We start from the raw sequence: 20,879 nt of genomic DNA on the forward strand, positions 1-20,879 counted from the left end.
GCTGCTAGCCATGCCCCCGGCCCGCGGGCGCATCCGCATAGGCCTTCTTGATCGCGGCTTCCGCATCGACGAGTGCAGCCTTCGGCCCGCGCGGATCGGCCCAGATGAAATCGCCGACCAGTACGAAATCCGCTCCCGCAGCCGCGAATTCGAAGGCTTCCGCCAATGAGGTGGCGAAGCCGACGCACGGCGGCTCGAACAGCTCGGCCCACCAGTCCAGCCGCTCCGCGATCGCCTGCACCGAGGGCCGCTGGCCGTTCGCGTCCGGCTCGCCGAACAGCACGTAATCCGCGCCCATCTCGCCTGCGCTCATGGAATCATGCCGGGTGGCGAGTCCGCCGACGCCGGCGATGCGATCCGGCTTCAGCGACGGCACGGCTTCTTCGAATGCGGCGATGCCGATCAGATGCGCCCCGTCGGCCCCGCCGCGCGCGACCAGCTCGACATGGCCGTCGACGAGCAGCGCCGCGCCGGCCTTCTGCACGACCGGCGCCAGCACCTTCACCCGCGAGATCATCGTGCGCTGGTCGGTTTCCTTCAATCGTACCAGCACGGCCGCGACGTCGGCGGCGGCGAGCAGGGCTGGCAGCTCGCCGACAAGCGAAGCCGGATCGTCGACGAGCGGCGTCGCCAGATAAAGCCGCGGCGCCGGGCGCGCGGGAGCGGAATTGTTCGACAAAGTCTAGGCCGCCTTCTTTTCGAGCCCGCTGTCCCATTCGCCGCGGCTGGCGAGCGCGTTCATCCGCGCACGATGGGAGAAGGCTTTTTGACCGGACGCGACGTTTTCCGCCTTGCCCGACCAGGCCTTCTGCGGCGCGGCCTGGAGCGCGCGGCCATAGGAGAAGGTCAGCCGCCAAGGCAGTGGCCCGGGCCTGTTCATGGCATCGAGATGCGCTGTTGCCTCCTCGTCCGACTGCCCGCCCGAGAGGAACGCGATGCCGGGCACTGCGGCCGGCACGCAGGCCTTGAGGAGACGCACGGTCTTCTCCGCGACCTCCGCAATGGAGGCCTGCTTGGGGCACTTCTTGCCTGAGACTGCCATGTTGGGCTTCAGCACCATGCCTTCGAGCGCGACGCGCTGCACGCGCAGCTCCTGGAACGTCTTGTTGAGCACGCGCTGCGTGACGTCATAGCAGCGGTCGATGTCGTGGTCGCCGTCCATCAGCACCTCCGGCTCGACGATCGGCACGATCTGCGCGGCCTGGCACAGCGCCGCGTAGCGCGCCAGCGCGTGCGCGTTGACGCCGATTGCGGTCATCGAGGGAATGCCGCTGCCGATGTCGATCACCGCGCGCCATTTGGCAAAGCGCGCGCCGCGCTCGTAGTACTTCTTCAGCCGCTCGGCGAGCTTGTCGAGGCCGACGGTGACGAGTTCGCCCGGGCACATCGGCAGGGCCTGCGTGCCTTCGTCGACCTTGATGCCGGGAATGGCGCCGCTCGCTTCGATCAGCTTCACCAGCGGGGTGCCGTCCTTGGCGTTCTGCCAGATCGTCTCGTCATAGAGAATGACGCCGGAGATGTGCTGGCTCATGGCGTCCTTGGCGCGAAACAGCATCTCGCGGTAGTCGCGGCGGTTGTCTTCGGTGGATTCAACGCCGATTGCATCAAAACGCTTCTTGATGGTGCCGGAGGATTCGTCGGCGGCGAGGATGCCCTTGCCGGGCGTAACCATGGCCTGTGCGACCTTGTTGAGCTCAGTCAGATTCATCGAGAGGTCCTCCCAAAACGATGCTGCCTTGCCCGCGAAAATAGACCGTTCTCGGGCAATTGCCGAGTTAACGTTGGTCGCAGGGTAAAAGGGTGGGAGGGAGAGTCGTGTCACAAAGCACGGTGTCATCCGCGATGCGCCGTAAGGCGCAGGCCCGGAATCCATAACCCCGGACTGTGGTTACGGATTCCGGGCTCGCCGCTTTGCGGCGCCCCGGAATGACGAAGGAGTGTGTTTCCCGGCTTTACGCGATCTTCGGGTTGAGCTCGCCCTTGGCGTAGCGCTTGGCCATTTCGGCTGTGGTCAGGACGCGCTTGATCTTGGAGGCTTGGCCCGCGGTGTTGAACTCCTGGAGCCGCTGCTTGCATAGCCTGGTCATGGCTTCCATGGCCGGCTTCAGGTACTTGCGCGGATCGAACTCTTCCGGATTGTCCTTCAGGACCTTGCGGATCTGGCCGGTCATCGCCATGCGATTGTCGGTGTCGATGTTGATCTTGCGCACGCCGTTCTTGATGCCGCGCTGGATCTCGGCGACCGGCACGCCCCAGGTCGGCTTCATCTTGCCGCCATTGGCGTTGATGATCTCCTGAAGCTCCTGCGGCACCGACGAGGAGCCGTGCATCACAAGATGCGTGTTCGGCAGCTTACGGTGGATCTCCTCGATCACGTTCATGGCGAGGATGTCGCCGTCCGGCTTGCGGGTGAACTTGTAGGCACCGTGCGAGGTGCCCATCGCGATCGCGAGCGCGTCGACCTGGGTCTCCTTGACGAACTTCACGGCTTCGTCCGGATTGGTCAGGAGCTGGTCGTGGCTCAGCTTGCCCTCGGCGCCGTGGCCGTCTTCCTTGTCGCCCATGCCGGTCTCGAGCGAGCCGAGCACGCCAAGCTCGCCTTCCACCGAGATGCCACCGAGATGGGCCATGTCGGTCACGGTCTTGGTGACGCCGACGTTGTAGCCCCAGTCGCCAGGCGTCTTGCCGTCGGCCTTCAGCGAGCCGTCCATCATGACGGAGGTGAAGCCGGCCTGGATCGCGGTCATGCAGGTCGCGGGCTCGTTGCCGTGGTCGAGATGCACGCAGACCGGAATATGCGGATAGATCTCGGTGACCGCGTCCATCATGTGCTTGAGCATGACGTCGTTGGCGTAGGAGCGCGCGCCGCGCGAGGCCTGAATGATCACGGGTGCGTCGACCTGGTTGGCCGCGTCCATGATCGCCAGCGCCTGCTCCATATTGTTGATGTTGAAGGCCGGTACGCCGTAATCGTTCTCCGCAGCATGGTCGAGCAATTGACGCAACGTGATCCGAGCCATCTGTGTTTTTCTCCCGTTTGGGCCTTCCGGCCAACTAACTTACTTGGTGCGCAAAACCTCGACGCCGGGCAGGGGCTTGCCTTCCATCCATTCAAGAAATGCGCCACCGGCGGTCGAGACATAGGTGAAATCGGAGCCGACACCAGCCTGGTTGAGCGCCGCGACGGTGTCGCCGCCGCCTGCGATCGAGATCAGCTTCTTGGCCTTGGTGCGCTCGGCGGCGTGCTTGGCGGCCGCCACGGTGCCGCGGTCGAATGGTTGCAACTCGAAAGCCCCGAGCGGTCCGTTCCAGACAAGTGTGGCCGCATCGTCGATCGCGGCATGGATGCGCACCACCGATTGCGGGCCGACGTCGAGAATCATGCCGTCGGCCGGGATCGCGTCGAGGCCATAGGCATGCGATGGCGCGTTGGCAGCGAAATGATAGGCAACGGTGGCGTCCACGGGAAGGATGATGGCGCAATTCGCGGCCTCTGCCTTCTCCATGATGCGCACCGCCGTTGCGGCGAGATCCTTCTCGGCCAGCGACTTGCCGACCGCGACGCCCTGGGCGTGCAGGAAGGTATTGGCCATGCCGCCGCCGATCACGAGCGCATCGACCTTGCTGACGAGGTTTTCAAGAAGGTCGATCTTGGTCGAGACCTTTGCGCCGCCGATGATCGCGATCACGGGCTTGGTCGGCGCTTCCAGCGCCTTCTTCAGCGCATCCAACTCGGCCTGCATGGTGCGGCCGGCATAGGCCGGCAGCTTGTGGCCAAGGCCCTCGGTCGAGGCGTGGGCGCGGTGCGCGGCGGAGAAGGCATCATTGACCCAGACGTCGCCGAGCTTTGCGAGCTCCGCGACGAAGGCGGGATCGTTCTTCTCCTCTTCCTTGTGGAAGCGCGTGTTTTCCAGGCACAGGATGTCGCCCTCGTTCAATGCCGCAACGGCCTTGGCCGCGGGCTCGCCGATGCAGTCGTCGGCAAACGCGACGGGCTTCTTGATCACCTTGGACAACGCATCCGCAACCGGCTTCAGCGAGTCCTTGGCGTCGCGGCCCTTCGGCCGGCCGAAATGCGCGAGCAGGATGACCTTGCCGCCCTTGTCGGAGATTTCGGTGATGGTCGGCGCGACGCGCTCGAGCCGCGTTGCGTCAGTGACGCGCCCGTTGTCCATGGGCACGTTGAGATCGACGCGCAGCAGCACGCGCTTGCCCTTCACGTCGACGTCGTCGAGGGTGCGGAATGTCTTGGTCATGTTCGGCTCTCTTGTCCCGGGCGCTACTAGCGGCGCGAAGTGCCGCTGTGCTGAACCGGGACCTACGACGGTGACATGGGTCCCGGCTCTGCGGAGCGGCGCTATGCGCTGCACCGCGTCCGGGACACGAAAGCTTGCTTAGATCACCTTGCTCATCGCGACGGCGGTGTCCGCCATGCGGTTCGAAAAACCCCACTCGTTGTCGTACCAGGACATCACGCGCACCAGCGTGCCGTTCTGCACCTTGGTCTGGTCCTCGTGGAACGTGGAGGAGTGCGGGTCGTGGTTGAAGTCGATCGAGACGTTCGGCGCCGTGGTGTAGCCGAGGATGCCCTTGAGCTGCTGCTCGGAGGCGCGCTTCATCGCCGCGTTGATTTCCTTCGCGTCGGTCGCGCGCTTGGCGACGATCTTGAGGTCGATGACCGAGACGTTCGGGGCCGGTACGCGGATCGATACACCGTCGAGCTTGCCCTTCAGCTCGGGCAGCACCAGGCCGATCGCCTTCGCGGCACCCGTCGAGGTCGGGATCATCGACATCGCCGCGGCGCGGCCGCGGTAGAGGTCCTTGTGCAGCGTGTCCAGCGTCGGCTGGTCGCCGGTGTAGGCGTGGATGGTGGTCATGAAGCCAGTCTCGATGCCGACGACGTCGTTCAGTACCTTGGCGACCGGCGCGAGGCAGTTCGTGGTGCAGGAGCCGTTCGAGACGACCAGATGATCCTTGGTCAGCGTCTCGTGGTTGACGCCGTAGACGATGGTCGCGTCTGCGCCGTCAGCGGGCGCGGAGACCAGCACGCGCTTGGCGCCTGCGGTCAGATGCGCGGAGGCCTTCTCCTTGGCGGTGAAGATGCCGGTGCACTCCATCGCGATGTCGATGCCGAGATCCTTCCAGGGCAGCTTCGAGGGATCGCGCTCGGCGGTCACCTTGATCTTGCCGTTGCCGAGATTGATCGTGTCGCCGTCGACAGTCACAGTTCCCGGGAAGCGGCCGTGCACGGAGTCGAAGCGAAGCAGATGCGCGTTGGTCTCGACCGGTCCGAGATCGTTGATGGCGACCACCTCGACGTCCTTGCGGCCGGACTCGGCGATGGCCCGCAGGATGTTGCGGCCGATGCGGCCAAAACCGTTAATTGCAACGCGGACTGCCATCTTTCGTCTCCTTCAATGACCGTTGTCATCCCGCAGAACGCAGCTAGCGCGCATGCGAGGGTTTTTTAGGGCGGACGCCCGGTTCGGCCGGGCGGTACTTGATCATATGGGGAGCTTGGTAGTCCTTTTTTCCGGCAAGCTCAACTCTCAGGAAACGCGCTTCAGGACAGCGTTAACCGCAGCCTCGGCGGTAATTCCAAAGTGCTTGAAAAGGTCCTTGGCAGGCGCGCTCGCGCCGAAGGAGTGCATGCCGATAAATTCACCATCCTGGCCGATCACGGCATCCCAGCCCCAGCGCACTGCGGCCTCGATCGCGACCTTGACGGGAGCGTCGCCGATGATGGCCGCACGCTTGGCCTCTGGTTGCGCTAACAAGAGTTCGAGCGAGGGCACCGAGACCACCCGCGTCGGGATGCCGCGCTCGGCGAGCTGCTTCTGGGCGGCGACCGCGATCTCCACCTCGGAGCCCGAGGCGAACAGCGTCGCCTTGGCTTCGCCTTGGGCTGCGACCAGCTCGTAGGCGCCGTACTGGCAGGGGTTGTCGTTGGCGCTGGTGCGGAGCTGCGGCAGATTCTGGCGCGTCAGCGCCAGCACCGTCGGCCCGTCGATGCGGTTCAGCGCCAGCTCCCAGCACTCGGCGACCTCGATGGAGTCGCACGGGCGGAACACGCGCATGTTCGGAATCGCGCGCAACGCTGCGAGATGCTCGACCGGCTGATGGGTCGGACCGTCTTCGCCAAGCCCGATGGAATCGTGGGTCATCACGTAGACGACGCCAGCGCCCATCAAGGCGGCAATCCGCATCGCAGGCCGTGCGTAGTCCGTGAACACCAGGAAGGTCGCGCCGTTCGGCGCGAAGCCGCCGTGCAGGAAGATGCCGTTCATCGCGGCACACATGCCGTGCTCGCGGATGCCGTAATGGATGAAGCGGCCCTTCGGCGTCCTGGCGGAGAAGGCGACGGCCGACTTCGCCTTGTTGTTGTTGGAGCCGGTGAGGTCGGCTGAACCCGCCAAGAATTCCATCGGCATCGCGGCCGCGATCGCCTCGATCGCCGCTTCCGAGGATTTGCGCGTCGCGACGTTGAGCGGGTTTTCCAGAAGGCCCTTCTTGTGCGCCTTCAGCGCCTTTGCGAGCGAAGCGGGGCGCTCGTGGCGCAGGCGGCGCTCGAACTCGGCGCGCTTGCGGCTGCCAAGTTCACTGATCCGTCCTTCCCATTCCTGCCGTGCGACCGCGCCGCGGCTACCGACCTCACGCCACGCCTTGAGCACGTCGTCGGGCACCGAGAACGGCTCGAGCGAGATGCCGAGATTTTCCTTGGCGGCCTTGAGCTCGTCGGCGCCGAGCGCCTCGCCATGCACCTTCGCGGTGCCGGCCTTATGCGGTGCGCCGTAGCCGATGGTGGTGCGGCAGGCGATCAGCGTCGGCTTGTTGGATTTCTTCGCGCGCGTGATCGCGGCTGATATCGCGGCCTGGTCCTGGCCGTCGATCTTCTCGGCGGCCCAGCCCGCCGACTTGAAGCGCTTCACCTGGTCGACGGAATCGGCGATCGAGGTCGGGCCGTCGATCGAGATGCCGTTGTCGTCATAGAGCACGATCAGCTTGTTCAGCTTCCAGTGCCCGGCCATGGCGATGGCTTCCTGCGACACGCCTTCCATCAGGTCGCCGTCGGAGGCGAGCACGTAGGTGTGGTGGTCGACGATCTTCTTGCCGAACTCGGCGGCCAGCATCTTCTCCGCGAGCGCCATGCCGACTGCGGTCGAGATGCCCTGGCCGAGCGGGCCGGTGGTGGTCTCGATGCCCTTGGTGTGGAAGTTCTCGGGGTGACCGGGGGTGAGCGATCCCAGTTGGCGGAAGTGCTTGAGCTGGTCCAGCGTCATGTCCGGATTGCCGGTCAGGAACAGCAGCGAATAGAGCAGCATCGAGCCGTGGCCGGCCGACAGAACGAAGCGGTCGCGGTCGGGCCAGGCGGGGGCCTGGGCGTCGAATTTCAGGAACTGTGTGAACAGGACGGTCGCGACGTCGGCGGCGCCCATCGGCAGGCCGGGATGGCCGGACTTGGCCTTCTCGACCGCGTCCATCGCGAGCCCGCGGATCGCATTGGCCATACGGGTGGGATCGACCTGCGTCATGTCTGAAATCCGTCTGAAATGAGGCGCTTGGTGGCGGTGTACGCCCGCGCGGGAAGGAGCCTTTCGGCCGCTGAAGGTCGGGGGGTGGATAGCATCTCGGTTCCGGGAGTCCAAGGCAATCGAACGTCATCCCCGGGCGAAAAGTTGCTTCAAGGCGCGATCCGGAAGGCAGCGACCGTGATCGCGCGCGACAGGAACCGGTCGGGGCGGGATGCTCGATCCCGATCTATCGGTGCATAGTTTCGCGGCGGCGTTGCGCTTCGCTTCCCTGCCACGTAAATTTCTGCTTCTAAGCGCTTGCCGAACCGAGTCTTTTGCCGGGCGGCAAGTCCCGGTGAAAAGGCCAACACAAAGGTCCGTCGCTGACTGCATGAGCGATCGCGCTGCCAACAGTTCCGCTATGACGGAGTCCGCCGCCGTCGAGATCGAGATCGCGACGCGCAGACTCACGGCGGCGCTCGATGCGCTGGAGAGCGCGGTCGAGCGACGGCGCGATGCCGATCGCGACGAGAACGAGCTCGCGACGCGCATTCAGGCGTTGGGCACGGATCGCTCGCGACTCGCGGACGAGCTCGACGGTGCGCTGATGAAGGCGCGCAAGCTCGAGCGCACCAATCGCGAAATCTCCGATCGGCTGGATTCGGCGATCGTCACGATACGCTCGGTGCTCGATACCGGAGAGGATGGATGAGCCATATCAACGTCACCATCAACGGCCGGCAATATCGCATGGCCTGCGAGGAAGGGCAGGAGGTGCGGCTGCTGAAGCTCGCCGAAGGCCTGGAATCGCGGATTCAGAACCTGCGCGGAAAATTCGGCGAGATCGGCGATGCGCGGCTCACCGTGATGGCGGCGCTCACCGCATGCGACGAGCTGGTCGATGCCGGCAACCGCATCCGCACGCTGGAAGCCGAGGTGAACGAACTGCGGGATTTCCGCAATGCTGCCGCCGAGCGCGCCCGGATGACGCAGACCGCGGTGGTCAATGCGCTCAACGCCGCGGCCGAGCGCATCGAGAAATCGACCCAGGTCCTGAACCGGACCGTCGGCAACGGGATTGCGATCGGCTGACCAAGGAGCGGGCTGGCGATTCGCCAGCGTCGTTGCTACATTGCCTCGAGCGAAGCTGTGGCGCGCGTCAGGAGCCATATATCCCCGGGGCCTTATCGATCCTTTAGGGAACTGTCCCTGGCCGGGCCCGTGGGCTCGGACATATGGTGCCCACCTACTTTCGTAGGGAACTCCGGGATCGAGTGCTTCAACGGCGTTTACGGCTTCGCGCTCTTGTTTGCTTCCGACTTGTGCCTGTCTAATTTGCGTCCCCGACACGCCTGCGGTTGAAGTTAGTCTCGGTGTCATGCCCCGCGCAAGCGGGGCATCCAGTATGCCGCGCTGTCGAGGTTCATGCTCTGGCGTCTCTGGAATACTGGATCGCCCGCTTTCGCGGGCGATGACGGCAGAACAGGCTTCTGCCTCAGGGAAAACGCTGATGACCAACTCCAAAGCCGAACTCCGTGCCAAGGCTCTCGCCAAGCGCGATGCGCTCAGCGAGAAGAAGCGCAGTGCTGCCGCCGCGAAGCTCGGCAAGCGCGGCCTGCCGTTCGAGATCGCGCCCGGCAGCATCGTCTCCGGCTATTCGCCGATCCGCAGCGAGATCGATCCGGTGCCCCTGATGCAGAAGCTCGCGGCCGACGGCGCGCGGTTGGCGCTGCCATGCGTCACCACGCGTGGCAAGTCACTGATCTTCCGCATCTGGCATCCGAGCGACCGGCTGATGCTCGGCCCGCTCGGCATTCCCGAGCCCTCGCCGGCGGCGGCCGAGGTCATCCCCGACATCATGCTGACACCGCTTGCCGCGTTCGATCGTCTCGGCCACCGCATCGGCTATGGCGCGGGACATTACGACTTCACCTTCGCGCATTTGCGCAAGACCAAGCACGTCGTCGGCGTCGGGCTCGCATTCGCGGCGCAGGAGATCGAGACTGTCCCCGCACTATCGCACGACGTCGCGCTGGATTATGTGCTAACGGAAACGGACGTGTTCGATTTCCGGAGTTCTGAAGTTGCGCATTCTCTTCGTGGGTGACGTCGTCGGCCGGGCCGGCCGCGCGGCGATCGCCGAACACCTGCCCAACATGGTTCGCGACTGGTCGCTCGATTTCGTCGTCGTCAACGGCGAAAATTCCGCCGGCGGTTTCGGGATCACGGAAGCAATCTATCAGGAGTTGCTCGACGCTGGCGCCGACGCGGTCACGCTCGGCAACCATTCCTGGGACCAGCGCGAGGCGCTGGTGTTCATCGAGCGCGCCGAGCGCCTGGTGCGGCCGGCGAACTATCCGCGTGGCACGCCGGGCCGCGGCGCCGCCCTGGTCGAGACCAAGAACGGCCGCCGCGCGCTCGTCGTCAATGCGCTGGGCCGTGTCTTCATGACGCCGTTCGACGATCCCTTCGCCGCGCTCGAGCGCGAGCTCAGCGCCTGTCCGCTGCGCGAGGCGGCCGATGCGATCGTGGTCGATTTCCATTGCGAGGCGACCAGCGAGAAGCAGGGCATCGGCTTCTTCTGCGACGGCCGCGCCAGCCTCGTCGTCGGCACACATACGCATGTGCCGACCGCCGATCACCAGATCCTGCCCGGCGGCACCGCCTACATGACCGATGCCGGCATGACCGGCGACTACGATTCGATCATCGGCATGCAGAAGGAAGAGCCGCTGCGCCGCTTCACGTCAGGAATTCCCTCCGGCCGGTTCGAGCCGGCGATGGGCACGGCGACGCTGAGCGGGGTCGCGGTGGAGACGGACGATGCAACGGGGCTGGCGTTGAAGATTGCGCCGGTGCGCGCGGGTGGCCGGCTCGAGCCGGCGACGCCGAGGTTCTGGTTGAGTTAGCTGATCCGCGACGCCACCCGCTCGGTGTCGTCCTGGCGAAAGCCAGGACCCATACCGCGTGATCTATCGATTATGGTTAGTGCTAGTCCCCGACCAGTCTTCGCCAAACGACTGCCTGTGGTTATGGGACCTGGCTTTCGCCAGGACGACGTTGGGGGAGCATTGCACCGTGTCTCCACTGCACGGCACTTCCTGCCGCTCACCCCTGCCTAAACCCCATCCGGAAGGCACCCCAGTGCTTTCCCTTGACGATGATCGGCGAGGACAAATCCTTCATCAGCACGAACTGGCCGCCGCCCATGTCGCGGCGGTAGGTTTGCAGCAGGAACGGCTTTGTGTTCGCCGCGACCTTCTTCACCGCGCGGTCGTTGAACAGGCGGCGGTTGCGGCAATTGGCGTTGTTCCAGACGGGGTCCTTGCCCTGCGGCAGGCGATAGTTCGGATTGTGGGTCGGCAGATAGCCGCCCTTCGCCCAGGCGACGCAGAACACGATGCGCGGGTCCGACTTCTGGATCGGGTCCTGGATCGCCGGCAGCACGCGGTCGGTGAAGTCGACGTAGCTGGTGAGAAATTGCTTGGGATCGGTGCCGGGAATCTCGCGATATTTCTCGTCCATGAGCTGATCGAGCGTGATCTCGCCGCGGTCGATCCCTGCCTCGAACTCGGCCGAGATGCGTTTGGCGGTGTCGACGACGACGCGGATCAGAGGCGCGTCCGACGTCTCCACGCCGCTGTCGGCGATCAGCGCGATCAGGCTCTCGGAGGTGTCGAGCAGCTTTGCCACCCGCTCATCGGCATTCCTGAGATCGCGCGAGGAGAGATCGACGCCCTTGGCGAGCTCGCTGAGCTCCGAGATCACGGTGTCGCAATGGCCGAGATTGGAGGTCGCAGCGCGGGCGACGCTGTCGATCTCCGCCCCCACGGACGCAAAGCCCTGCTGCACGCGGCTGATGATGCCGGAGATCTGCTGCGCGCCGTCGCCGGCGTTCTTCGCACGTAGCGAGGCATCACCGCTTTCGCCGATCAGGCTGCCGATCTGGCCGTCGAGATCGCGCACGGTGTCCGAAATCTGTTGCGTGGCCTGGCGGGTTGCTTCCGCAAGGCTCTTCACCTCGCTCGCCACGACGGCGAAGCCGCGGCCGGCGCTGCCGGCGCGTGCCGCCTCGATGGTGGCGTTGAGCGCGAGCAGGTTGGTCTGCTTCGCAATCGCCTCGATCGAGCCGGAGACCTTGGCGACCTGGCTCAGCGCCGAGCCGACCGCGGCAAGCCGTGCCTCGATGCGAGCGACGGCTGCAACGAGCTCGGAGATGTGGCTGACCGCGGTCTCGACCACGTCGCGCGACTGCGCGATCTCGCCGACCGCGGTGGATGTCGTCGATTGCACCGCCTGCGAGGCATTGGCGATCTCGCGATTGGCCGAGACCATGGTCTCGGCCGTCTTCTGCAGATGGTGGAACCGCTCCGACTGACCGGCGACGCGGTTGGCGACCTCCTGGACGTTGCCGGCGATGTCGGCGAGCTCAACCCCGAGGCCGCCAATGCGATCGGCGAGCTGGTCTATGAGGCGTTCGGCCAGCGTCCGGTTGGATGACGCGTCCATGACTGCACGCTGCACGACGGACATGTTTGAACTTCCTCCAGTCGGAGTCGCCTATCGACTCACCAACGGCATTCCCATTCCCATTTCAAAGCGTGATTCGTTTTAATGCTGATTCGCGCTTTGCCGTCTTGCCTGAGCGTGCACTAGGTGCGCGATAACGTCAGGGTGAATTGTCATCGCGCTTCAGGTCTTTGCTCGTGCACGGTCTTTTCGGAAGCGCTCCGTACTTTCCGGGATCATGCTTTAAAGTTTGTAGGCGGTCCGGAACCCGCCCCAGTGTCGGCCCTGCACGCGGATCGGCACGTCGATCTCGCGCATCATCACCGTGTTGCCGTTGCCCATGTCGCGCGCGTAGCTCTGCACCAGATAGGAGCGCAGATTGCGCGCCGCAGCGAGGCCCGCGGGGTCGTTGAAGATGCGCCGGTTGCGACTGTTTGCCGTGTTCCAGGCGACATCGCCCGGGCACTGCGGATGCGAATAGATCTTGTTGTGCACCGGCAGGAAGCCGTTGCGGTCGACCATGGCGCAGAACGCCATGCGTGGATCCTTCGCCAGGAATGCTTCCTGGAAGGAGGGGAGGGCGCGGTCGGCCCAGTCGAGATATCTTGTGCGGTACTGCTGCGGATTGGTGCCTGATATTTCCGCGTAGTCGGTGTCGAAGAGATCGTCGAGCCTGACCTCGCCGCGCGCGACCGCCTGCTCGAAGATCCTCGTCAGCGCAGCGCCCGCTTCCATTGCGCGGGTCACGAACTCGGTGTTCTCTTCGTGGATCGACCAGAGCTTGTCCTCGATCTTTTCGCGCAGCTCGGCATTCGGCGCCTGGAACTGCGCCCGCGCGCCGGCCTTGGACTGCTCGGCGACGCGCAGGCGGCAGGCGCCGATATCCTGGAGCAGGCCGTCGATGGTCTCGTGCACCGAAAGCCTCGCTGCGTCCGCGCCGCCGATCAGGACGCCGTCCATCGCAATCTCGTAGACCGGCATCAATGCGCGGCCACCCCTGATCTCGAGCTTGAGATGGCAGGGCAGGCGCTCGGTCTTGCGGCGGTCGTCGCCGTCACTCTGCCTGAGCAGCACCGTGCAGCGCGATTTCAGCTTCTGCGCGAACGTCGTGACCGCCTTGCCGGCGCTGGAGACGCTTTCGCCATGCGCTTCCGCCGCCTTGGTGGCGGCATCGATCTCGGCGGCGCTGTCGCCGACGGATACGATGAATTGGGATGCGGTCGCGGCGTTGCCGGAGACTTCGCTGGTGGTCGCGGTCTGCTCGGCGACGGCGCCGTTGACGGTGTCGAACACCGGGCGGATCGCCTCGATCGCCTGCGAGATGCGGTGCACGGCTTCCGCCGAGCCTTCTGCATCCTTTTGCAGCGCTTCGATCTTCCTGGTGATCTCGTCGGTCGCGCTCTGGGTCTGCACCGCGAGCGCCTTCACCTCGGTCGCAACAACGGCAAAGCCTTTGCCGGCAGCGCCGGCGCGCGCCGCCTCGATGGTCGAGTTCAGCGCGAGCAGCGTGGTCTGGCGCGCGATCTGCGCGATCAGGTTGACGACGTTGCCGATCGCGGCGGAGGATTCGCGCAGGCGGTCGACATTGGCGCGGGCTTCCTGCGCGGCGGCGCTGGCAGCATCCGCAAGCTTGCCGGCCTCGCGGACCTGGGCGCCGATGCCCCGCGCGGACTGGGTGAATTTGTCGGCCGCGGTGGCAAAGGTGGTGGCGGTCGATTGCGCGGCGCTGCTGCGCCCCGTGAGCGCATCGGTGCGTTCGCGGATCGTCGCGAGCGTGTTGGCGGTCGCTTCCGCCCCGCCGGCGACCGATTGGGCGGCGCGCTCGAGCTGGCGGATCATCGCGCCGAGCTCGAGTTCCAGAAGCTCAAGAATTTCCTTGGCCGAATCGCCTTCCGGCGCAGCAACGGGCTCGGCCACGGCCTGGGTCACCTGCGGCGCTGCCGCGGCCTGTTCCGGCAGACGCTTCCGAAGGAATCCGAAGGCCATCAGGTTGCTCTTGTCGGGGGACGGGATGTGGATATTTTCACATCCCGAAATGAAGTCAGGGTTAACAGGTGCCTGATGGCGCGGCATCTGGCCCTACGATGCTACCTTCAAGTATACTCTTTCATTCCAGGGGGCTCGCGGCCTATAAGGCCCGCGCTTCGATCCCTTACATTGCCCCTGACCTTGGCTGACGATTCCTCGAGAGACCACGCATGGCCGGACATTCCCAATTCAAGAACATCATGCACCGCAAGGGGCGGCAGGATGCGCAGAAGTCGAAGCTCTTCGGCAAGCTCGCTCGCGAAATCACCGTCGCGGCCAAGCTCGGCACGCCGGATCCCAACATGAATCCGCGCCTGCGCGCGGCCGTGATCGCGGCGCGCCAGGAGAACATGCCGAAGGACAATATCGAACGCGCCATCAAGAAGGCGCTCGGCAGCGACGGCGAGAACTATGACGAGATCCGCTACGAGGGCTATGGCCCCGGCGGCGTCGCCGTCATCGTCGAGGCGCTGACCGACAACCGCAATCGCGCGGCCTCCGACATCCGCTCCTTCTTCACCAAATCCGGCGGAAATCTCGGCGAAACCGGCTCGGTGTCCTTCATGTTCGACCGCACCGGCATCATCGAATATGACCGCAGCGTCGCGTCAGATGACGCGGTGCTCGATGCCGCGATCGAGGCCGGCGCCGACGACGTGATCTCGAGCGAGAACGGCCACGAGATCTACGCCTCGACCGAAAGCTACCGCGATGTGGCCAAGGCGCTCGAGGCGAAGTTCGGCGAGCCGCGCAAGGCCGCGTTGATCTGGAAGCCGCAGAACACGGTCGCCGTCGATGACGAGACCGGCGAGAAGCTGCTCAAGTTGATGGACCTGCTCAACGAGCACGACGACGTCCAGAACGTCTACGCCAATTTCGAGGTGTCGGACGCGCTGATCGCGAAGATGGGCGGCTGAGGTCGTCTCGTGTCCCGGACGCGACGCGGCGTGAAACGCTGCGGCGCAGAGCCGGGACCCACGCTTCCCGTGCCGATGAGGGATGGGCCGCGGTTCAGCAGCGCATCACTGCGTGCTGCGCTGCGCCCGGGGCACGAGAGCTTAGTTCCCCTGTTACTTCCGTTCCGTTTCTGTTTCCCTCCCTCCGGCCAGCCGCTATCACTGGCCCATGACCGCGCCCCCGATTCGCCAGCCCGTCCGAATCATCGGCATCGACCCCGGCCTGCGCCGCACCGGCTGGGGCGTGATCGAGGCCGAGGGCAATCGCCTCGTCTATGTCGCCTGCGGCTCGGTGGAACCGCCGGACGGGCTACCGCTGTCGAGCCGGCTGCTCGCGATCCACGAGGGGCTCGCTGCCGTGCTCTCCAACCACAAGCCGATGGAAGCCGCGGTCGAGCAGACTTTCGTCAACAAGGACGGCGTCGCGACGCTGAAGCTCGGCCAGGCCCGCGGCGTTGCCATGCTGGCGCCCGCGATGTTCGGCATCACGGTGGCCGAATACGCGCCCAACCAGGTCAAGAAGACCGTGGTCGGCGCCGGTCATGCCGACAAGAACCAGATCGCGGTGATGCTGAAGATCCTGCTGCCCAAGGCCGAGCCGCCGTCGGCGGACGCCGCCGACGCCCTCGCCATCGCCATTACCCACGCCCATCACCGGCAGAGTGCCGCCCTGCGCTTGAAGGTGGTCGGGTTATGATCGGCAAGCTCAAGGGCCTGATCGATTCCTACGGCGAGGATTTCGTTATCCTTGACGTCGGCGGCGTCGGCTACCAGGTGCATTGCTCGACGCGCACGCTGCAGCATCTGCCCTCGCCCGGCGAAGCCGCCGTGCTCTCGATCGAAACTTACGTCCGCGAGGATCAGATCAAACTGTTCGGCTTCCGCTCCGACCAGGAGCGCGAATGGTTTCGCCTGCTCCAGACCGTGCAGGGCGTCGGTGCCAAGGTTGCTCTCGCCGTGCTCGGCACGCTGTCGCCGGCTGACCTCGCGAACGCGATCGCGCTGCGCGACAAGGCCGCGGTGTCGCGCACGCCCGGCGTCGGTCCCAAGGTCGCCGAGCGCATCGTCACCGAATTGAAGGACAAGGCGCCGGCATTCGCCAATGTCGATCCGCACGTCGTGCACCTCGCCGGCGCCGTCGACGACCAGCGCGCCCCGCGACCCGTCGCGGACGCGATCTCCGCGCTGGTCAATCTCGGCTACGGCCAGCCGCAGGCGGCAGCCGCCATTGCCACGGCGTCACGCAATGCCGGCGAGAATGCGGAAACCGCGCAGCTCATTCGCCTGGGTCTGAAAGAATTGTCAAAATAGACTATCCTGCGCGGCCGTTGACTGACGAAGGAATGTATTTCCCACCATGCTGAGCAATAAAGACAAGGAACTCATTGCCGCCGCGACCAAGGCGATCAGCCAGCGCTATCGCAACAAATGGCAGGAGGTGGGGGCTGCGATGCGCACCCGCGATGGCCGCATCGTCACGGGCGTGAACATCGACGCCTATATCGGCCGCAACGCGGTCTGCGCGGAGGCGATCGCGATCGGACGCGCCATTACGGAGACGGGCGATCACGGCATCGAGACCATCGTCGCGGTGCGTCATCCGAAGCCAGGCGAACCCGGCGATATCGCCGTCGTCTCGCCCTGCGGCATCTGCCGCGAGTTGATCCATGACTATGACGCCAAGGCGCGGGTCATCGTTCCCGACAACGGCCGCGAGCCGAAGGTTGCGAGCATCGGCGAGCTGTTGCCGAACAAGTACCGGCGAGGCAACGAGTGAACACGCCCTCCCGCATCGTCACGCCCGAGCGCCGCAGCGACGATGTCGGCGACACGGCGCTGCGTCCGCAGTCGCTCACCGAGTTCGTCGGCCAGCAGCAGGCGCGCAAGAACCTCTCCATCTTCATCGAGGCTGCGCGCAAGCGCGGCGAGGCGCTGGATCACGTGTTGTTCGTGGGGCCCCCCGGCCTCGGCAAAACCACGCTGGCGCAGATCGTGGCGCGCGAGCTCGGCGTCGGCTTTCGCGCCACATCGGGCCCCGTGATCGCCAAGGCCGGCGATCTCGCCGCGCTTCTGACCAATCTGGAAGAACGCGACGTGCTCTTCATCGACGAGATCCATCGCCTGAGCCCCGCAGTGGAAGAGGTGCTCTATCCCGCGATGGAGGATTTCCAGCTCGACCTCATCATCGGCGAGGGCCCGGCGGCGCGCTCGGTCAAGATCGAGCTCGCAAAGTTCACCCTCGTCGGCGCGACGACGCGTGCCGGCCTTCTCACCAATCCGCTGCGCGATCGTTTCGGCATTCCGATCCGGCTGAACTTCTATACGGTCGAGGAGCTGGAAGGTATCGTCAGCCGCGGTGCGCGCGTGCTCAATGTCGGCATGAGCCCGGATGGCGCCAACGAGATCGCGCGCCGCGCCCGCGGCACGCCGCGCATCGCCGGCCGGCTGCTCAGGCGGGTGCGCGATTTCGCTTCGGCTGCGAACGCCGATACCATTGATCGCGAGATCGCCGACCATGCGCTGAGCGCGCTCGAGGTCGATGCCGCGGGCCTGGACGCCATGGACCGGCGCTACCTCTCGACGATCGCGCTGAACTATGGCGGCGGCCCGGTCGGCGTCGAGACCATGGCGGCCGCGCTGTCCGAGCCGCGCGACGCGATCGAGGACATCATCGAGCCCTATCTGATCCAGTGCGGCTATCTCCAGCGCACCCCGCGCGGCCGTCTCCTCACCACGCACGCCTTCCGCCATCTCGGCCTTGCTGAGCCCTCGCGCGATACGGCACAGTTCGGCTTGTTCGGCACGGACGAGAGCGACGACTAGAGCGACGTTGAACCCACCTGTTTTGTGCTCCCACTAATGCGGACCCGCGGCGATCGGGGGCGCCGTTACTGCACATTGGCTGGAGTGGGAAGAATGGGGCTGAGTGAGCACGCAACACTGCTTGAAACCATCGCGTCCGCACCGCAACTGCGGACGCCTGACGAGACTGAAGCGCTTCTCGATCCGATGCCGCTGGCCGAGCTGGCCTCGATGTGGTGCGCGCTTCAGCGCGTCAGCCGGCGCGACCAGGCCGGCAGTGTCTGGGCGCTAAAACTCTATTTCGATCGTCTGCCGCATCGCCGGCCGCAGTGTGCGCTCGATCTCATTCTTGACGTGCTGAGGACCGAGACCGACAAGCCGACGGTGATGCAGCTCAACGACAAGTTCTTGCTGGCGCTGCTCTACGCCCACGGCGACGAGGTGATCGTGCGTATCGAGCATGAGGCGAAGCACAATGCGCGGCTGCGGTGGCTGCTCGGGGGCGTGCATCTGGGCGAGCAGGAGCCGCTGATGCGGCGCATCGCCGGGATCGCCAATGATGCGGCCTGGCATGCCGATCACATGGCCCAGCGCACTCCGCGCGGGCCGCTCGATTGCGCTGGCCTGTCGCTGTCCGAGCTGGCGCAGGCCTGGATCGAGCAATATTCCAGGTCCGACCGCGACCAGGACGACAGTCTGTTCGTGATCATGGATTTCGAGCGCGATTTGCGCGAGGATGATCCCGACCGGATGATCGACCTGATCCTGGAGATCCTCAAGGTGGAGTCCAATCCCGTGCTGCTGTCGCTGCTGGCGGCAGGCCCTCTCGAGGACGTGATCAGCCTGCGCACGATCGACCGTATCGAGCGCGAGGCCCGCGCCGACAGGCGATTCCATGACTTGCTCGGCGGCGTCTGGTATTACCGGGCGTCCGACGAATTGAAGACGCGTCTGGATGCGCTGGTCGGCGCGAGGGACCGTTAACGTTTCTGCTGACGATCTGCACAAACGCAACCGAATTCCGCTACAATCGCTCGTCACTCTCTGCCTGCATCACGGGTAAGGATCTCATGTTTTCTCGGCGGCATCTCTTGCGATTGATGGGCGGGTTCGGCGCCTTTGGCGTCTCGACCGCGGCCTATGGCTTCGGCGTCGAACCGGCGCAGCTGCGAGTGACCCGCTACGACCTCTCGCCGTCGCAATGGCCTTCCGATTTCAGGCTGAAGATCGCGGTCATCGCCGATCTCCACGCCTGCGATCCCTGGATGTCGCTCGATCGGATCGAGGGCATCGTTGCGCGCACCAATGGCCTCGCCCCCGATTTGACCGTCCTGCTCGGCGATTACGTCGTCAGCCAGCGCCATATGAGGCGGGCCATTCCGGCGGGCGAATGGGCGTCGGTGCTGAGTCGTCTGAAGGCGCCGCTCGGTGTGCACGCGATCCTGGGCAATCACGATTGGTGGGACGACCGGACCGTGCAGCGCGAAGGCAAGGGGCATCCGGTTGCACGGCAGGCGCTGGAAGCCGCCGGGATTCCGGTCTACGAAAATGACGCGCAGCGCCTGGTCTACGCGGGCCGTCCGTTCTGGCTCGCTGGGCTCGGCGATCAACTCGCCTATGTGCCGGCGCGACGCTTTCGTCCCCTCCGCCGCGTTGGCGTCGACGATCTCGCCGTCACGCTCGGCAAGATCACCGACAGCGCACCCGTAATCCTGCTCGCGCATGAGCCGGACATTGCCGCACGCGTGCCGTCGCGCGTCGCGCTGCAGCTCTCCGGTCATACCCACGGTGGCCAGGTGCGGCTGCTCGGTTGGTCGCCGATTGCGCCGTCGGGACAGGAACTCTCCTATGGCCATATCCGCAAGAATTGCGACATCATCGTCTCCGGCGGGCTCGGTTGCAGCCTCATGCCCTTCCGCCTCGGTGTTCCCCCGGAAATCGTGCTGGTGACACTTGGAAATGCAGGGCAGGCGGTGTCGTAGCCACTGCTTGCGCGTTGGGCTGATTTGCGCAAAACACGAAGCTTCGACAATGAACCGAGGCTCGCGACGTGACAGCCCATCTCGACGGCGAGATCCGCAACGGCCGCCACCACATGCAGGTCCGCGTCTACTACGAGGACACGGATTTTTCCGGCATCGTCTATCACGCCAACTATCTGCGTTTCATGGAGCGCGGCCGCACCAATCATCTGCGGCTGATGGGCGCTGAGCAGCAGGCGCTGTTCGAGCAGGCGGAGACGGAAGACGCCGGCTTCGCCTTCGTGGTGCGCTCGATGCATCTGGATTTCCTGAAACCCGCGCGCATGGATGACGTGCTCGACGTCGTGACCTGGCCGATCGCGGTGAAGGGCGCCTCGATCATGCTGGCACAGGAGATCCGGCGCAGCGAGGACGTGCTGGTCAAAGCCGAAGTGCGCGTCGCCTTCATCAGCGGTGGCCGCGCCCAGCCGATCCCGAAATCGATCCGCAACCTGATGAAGGCCGATGTGATTTCGAAATGAGCCAATAGGGAAGGGGCCATCGACTTCCAGCCGCGCGAGCGTAGATTTGCGTGTCCCCAACCGATGAGGCCAGCCATGTCGCGTCCGCCGCTTCCGCCCTTCACGAGAGAGACCGCCGCGCAAAAAGCCCGCATGGCCGAGGACGCCTGGAATTCGCGCGATCCGCAGCGCGTCGCGCTCGCCTATACCGAGGACAGCCGCTGGCGCAATCGCTCGGAAGTCTTTCACGGGCGCGAGGCGATCGTGGCGTTTCTCACCCGCAAATGGGCAAAGGAGCTCGACTACCGCCTGATCAAGGATCTCTGGGCTTTCGACGGCAACCGCATCGCTGTGCGCTTCCAGTACGAATGGCACGATGCGAGCGGCCAGTGGTATCGCTCCTACGGCAACGAGCAGTGGGAGTTCGACGAGCACGGATTGATGAATCGGCGCGAGGCGTCGATCAACGACATCGCGATCGCGGAGGGGGATCGTCGCTTCCACTGGCCCGCGCCGGGGCCAAGGCCTGCGGATGTGGCGGGGCTGGGCGACAGTCCGTTCTAGCTTCCAGGAATACCATTGCCCCTCATG

21 protein-coding genes and 1 other RNA gene are annotated in these 20,879 nt (G+C 65.2%); 14 read left to right on the forward strand and 8 right to left on the reverse strand.

The genetic code is table 11. From position 1 onward, the window contains the following. Positions 1-4 precede the first annotated feature (4 nt). The 6 genes from SO139_RS15355 to tkt form a co-directional block, all read right to left on the reverse strand. Positions 5-679 (reverse strand): thiamine phosphate synthase, encoded by a 675-nt coding sequence (locus SO139_RS15355; RefSeq protein ID WP_449376958.1) that lies wholly within the window; start codon positions 677-679, stop codon positions 5-7. 3 nt (positions 680-682) lie between these two features. Further along, entirely contained in the window at positions 683-1,708 is a 1,026-nt protein-coding gene (locus SO139_RS15360) for a class I fructose-bisphosphate aldolase (RefSeq protein WP_449376957.1), read from the reverse strand. Between the two features lie 244 nt (positions 1,709-1,952). Next, entirely contained in the window at positions 1,953-3,020 is a 1,068-nt protein-coding gene (gene fba / locus SO139_RS15365) for a class II fructose-bisphosphate aldolase (RefSeq protein WP_449376956.1), read from the reverse strand. Between the two features lie 39 nt (positions 3,021-3,059). Next, positions 3,060-4,256: a phosphoglycerate kinase gene (locus SO139_RS15370; RefSeq protein ID WP_498540198.1), complete on the reverse strand. Its 1,197-nt coding sequence runs from the start codon at positions 4,254-4,256 to the stop codon at positions 3,060-3,062. Positions 4,257-4,394: 138 nt separating this feature from the next. After that, the gene (gene gap / locus SO139_RS15375) at positions 4,395-5,402 is read right to left on the reverse strand and encodes a type I glyceraldehyde-3-phosphate dehydrogenase (protein ID WP_449376954.1); all 1,008 of its coding nucleotides are present in this window, start codon (positions 5,400-5,402) and stop codon (positions 4,395-4,397) included. A gap of 147 nt (positions 5,403-5,549) precedes the next feature. Further along, on the reverse strand, positions 5,550-7,532 hold the full coding sequence (tkt, locus tag SO139_RS15380; protein WP_449376953.1) for a transketolase: 1,983 nt from the start codon (positions 7,530-7,532) through the stop codon (positions 5,550-5,552). Positions 7,533-7,902: 370 nt separating this feature from the next. Between tkt and SO139_RS15385 the strand changes: the two genes are divergently transcribed. The 5 genes from SO139_RS15385 to SO139_RS15405 all read left to right on the forward strand — a co-directional run bounded on the left by SO139_RS15385 (position 7,903) and on the right by SO139_RS15405 (position 10,420). Next, complete coding sequence (locus tag SO139_RS15385; protein ID WP_449376952.1) at positions 7,903-8,223, forward strand: DUF4164 domain-containing protein; 321 nt, start codon at positions 7,903-7,905, stop codon at positions 8,221-8,223. Beyond that, entirely contained in the window at positions 8,220-8,603 is a 384-nt protein-coding gene (locus SO139_RS15390; RefSeq protein WP_027521843.1) for a cell division protein ZapA, read from the forward strand. The genes SO139_RS15385 and SO139_RS15390 overlap by 4 nt, the downstream gene beginning before the upstream one ends. A 49-nt stretch (positions 8,604-8,652) precedes the next feature. Further along, positions 8,653-8,813, forward strand: a non-coding RNA gene (gene ssrS, locus SO139_RS15395) — 6S RNA. Positions 8,814-9,021: 208 nt separating this feature from the next. After that, positions 9,022-9,618 (forward strand): 5-formyltetrahydrofolate cyclo-ligase, encoded by a 597-nt coding sequence (locus tag SO139_RS15400; RefSeq protein WP_449376951.1) that lies wholly within the window; start codon positions 9,022-9,024, stop codon positions 9,616-9,618. Beyond that, positions 9,596-10,420: a TIGR00282 family metallophosphoesterase gene (locus SO139_RS15405; protein ID WP_449376950.1), complete on the forward strand. Its 825-nt coding sequence runs from the start codon at positions 9,596-9,598 to the stop codon at positions 10,418-10,420. Before SO139_RS15400 ends, SO139_RS15405 begins: the two co-directional genes overlap by 23 nt. Positions 10,421-10,619: 199 nt before the next feature. Here the strand turns inward: SO139_RS15405 and SO139_RS15410 are convergent, their stop codons facing one another. Both SO139_RS15410 and SO139_RS15415 read right to left on the reverse strand, forming a co-directional pair. Continuing rightward, entirely contained in the window at positions 10,620-12,044 is a 1,425-nt protein-coding gene (locus SO139_RS15410; RefSeq protein WP_449376949.1) for a methyl-accepting chemotaxis protein, read from the reverse strand. A 219-nt stretch (positions 12,045-12,263) separates the two neighbouring features. Then, complete coding sequence (locus SO139_RS15415; RefSeq protein WP_449376948.1) at positions 12,264-14,006, reverse strand: methyl-accepting chemotaxis protein; 1,743 nt, start codon at positions 14,004-14,006, stop codon at positions 12,264-12,266. Positions 14,007-14,218: 212 nt separating this feature from the next. On the opposite strand from SO139_RS15415, the gene SO139_RS15420 reads away from it, so the two are divergent. From SO139_RS15420 to SO139_RS15460, 9 genes are all read left to right on the forward strand, one after another. After that, positions 14,219-14,965, forward strand: a complete 747-nt coding sequence (locus tag SO139_RS15420) for a YebC/PmpR family DNA-binding transcriptional regulator (RefSeq protein ID WP_449376947.1) — start codon at positions 14,219-14,221, stop codon at positions 14,963-14,965. Between the two features lie 208 nt (positions 14,966-15,173). Next, a complete protein-coding gene (gene ruvC / locus SO139_RS15425) occupies positions 15,174-15,701 on the forward strand; it encodes a crossover junction endodeoxyribonuclease RuvC (protein WP_449376946.1) in 528 nt (175 codons plus the stop codon). Beyond that, positions 15,698-16,315 carry a Holliday junction branch migration protein RuvA gene (ruvA, locus tag SO139_RS15430; protein WP_449376945.1) on the forward strand — a complete coding sequence of 206 codons (618 nt, stop codon included), beginning with the start codon at positions 15,698-15,700 and terminating at the stop codon, positions 16,313-16,315. The genes ruvC and ruvA overlap by 4 nt, the downstream gene beginning before the upstream one ends. 46 nt (positions 16,316-16,361) lie before the next feature. Further along, positions 16,362-16,781, forward strand: coding sequence for a cytidine deaminase (locus SO139_RS15435; protein ID WP_449376944.1), 420 nt, complete (start codon positions 16,362-16,364; stop codon positions 16,779-16,781). Next, positions 16,778-17,827, forward strand: coding sequence for a Holliday junction branch migration DNA helicase RuvB (gene ruvB, locus SO139_RS15440; RefSeq protein WP_449376943.1), 1,050 nt, complete (start codon positions 16,778-16,780; stop codon positions 17,825-17,827). The genes SO139_RS15435 and ruvB overlap by 4 nt, the downstream gene beginning before the upstream one ends. Positions 17,828-17,920: 93 nt before the next feature. Further along, positions 17,921-18,790, forward strand: coding sequence for a DUF6869 domain-containing protein (locus tag SO139_RS15445; RefSeq protein WP_498540199.1), 870 nt, complete (start codon positions 17,921-17,923; stop codon positions 18,788-18,790). A gap of 86 nt (positions 18,791-18,876) precedes the next feature. Next, the gene (locus SO139_RS15450) at positions 18,877-19,788 is read left to right on the forward strand and encodes a metallophosphoesterase (RefSeq protein ID WP_449376941.1); all 912 of its coding nucleotides are present in this window, start codon (positions 18,877-18,879) and stop codon (positions 19,786-19,788) included. Between the two features lie 113 nt (positions 19,789-19,901). Beyond that, entirely contained in the window at positions 19,902-20,309 is a 408-nt protein-coding gene (gene ybgC / locus SO139_RS15455; RefSeq protein WP_449377020.1) for a tol-pal system-associated acyl-CoA thioesterase, read from the forward strand. Between the two features lie 75 nt (positions 20,310-20,384). Further along, positions 20,385-20,852, forward strand: coding sequence for a nuclear transport factor 2 family protein (locus tag SO139_RS15460; protein ID WP_449376940.1), 468 nt, complete (start codon positions 20,385-20,387; stop codon positions 20,850-20,852). The last annotated feature ends 27 nt before the right edge of the window (positions 20,853-20,879 follow it).

The organism is Bradyrhizobium sp. UFLA05-89 (genome assembly GCF_059803475.1).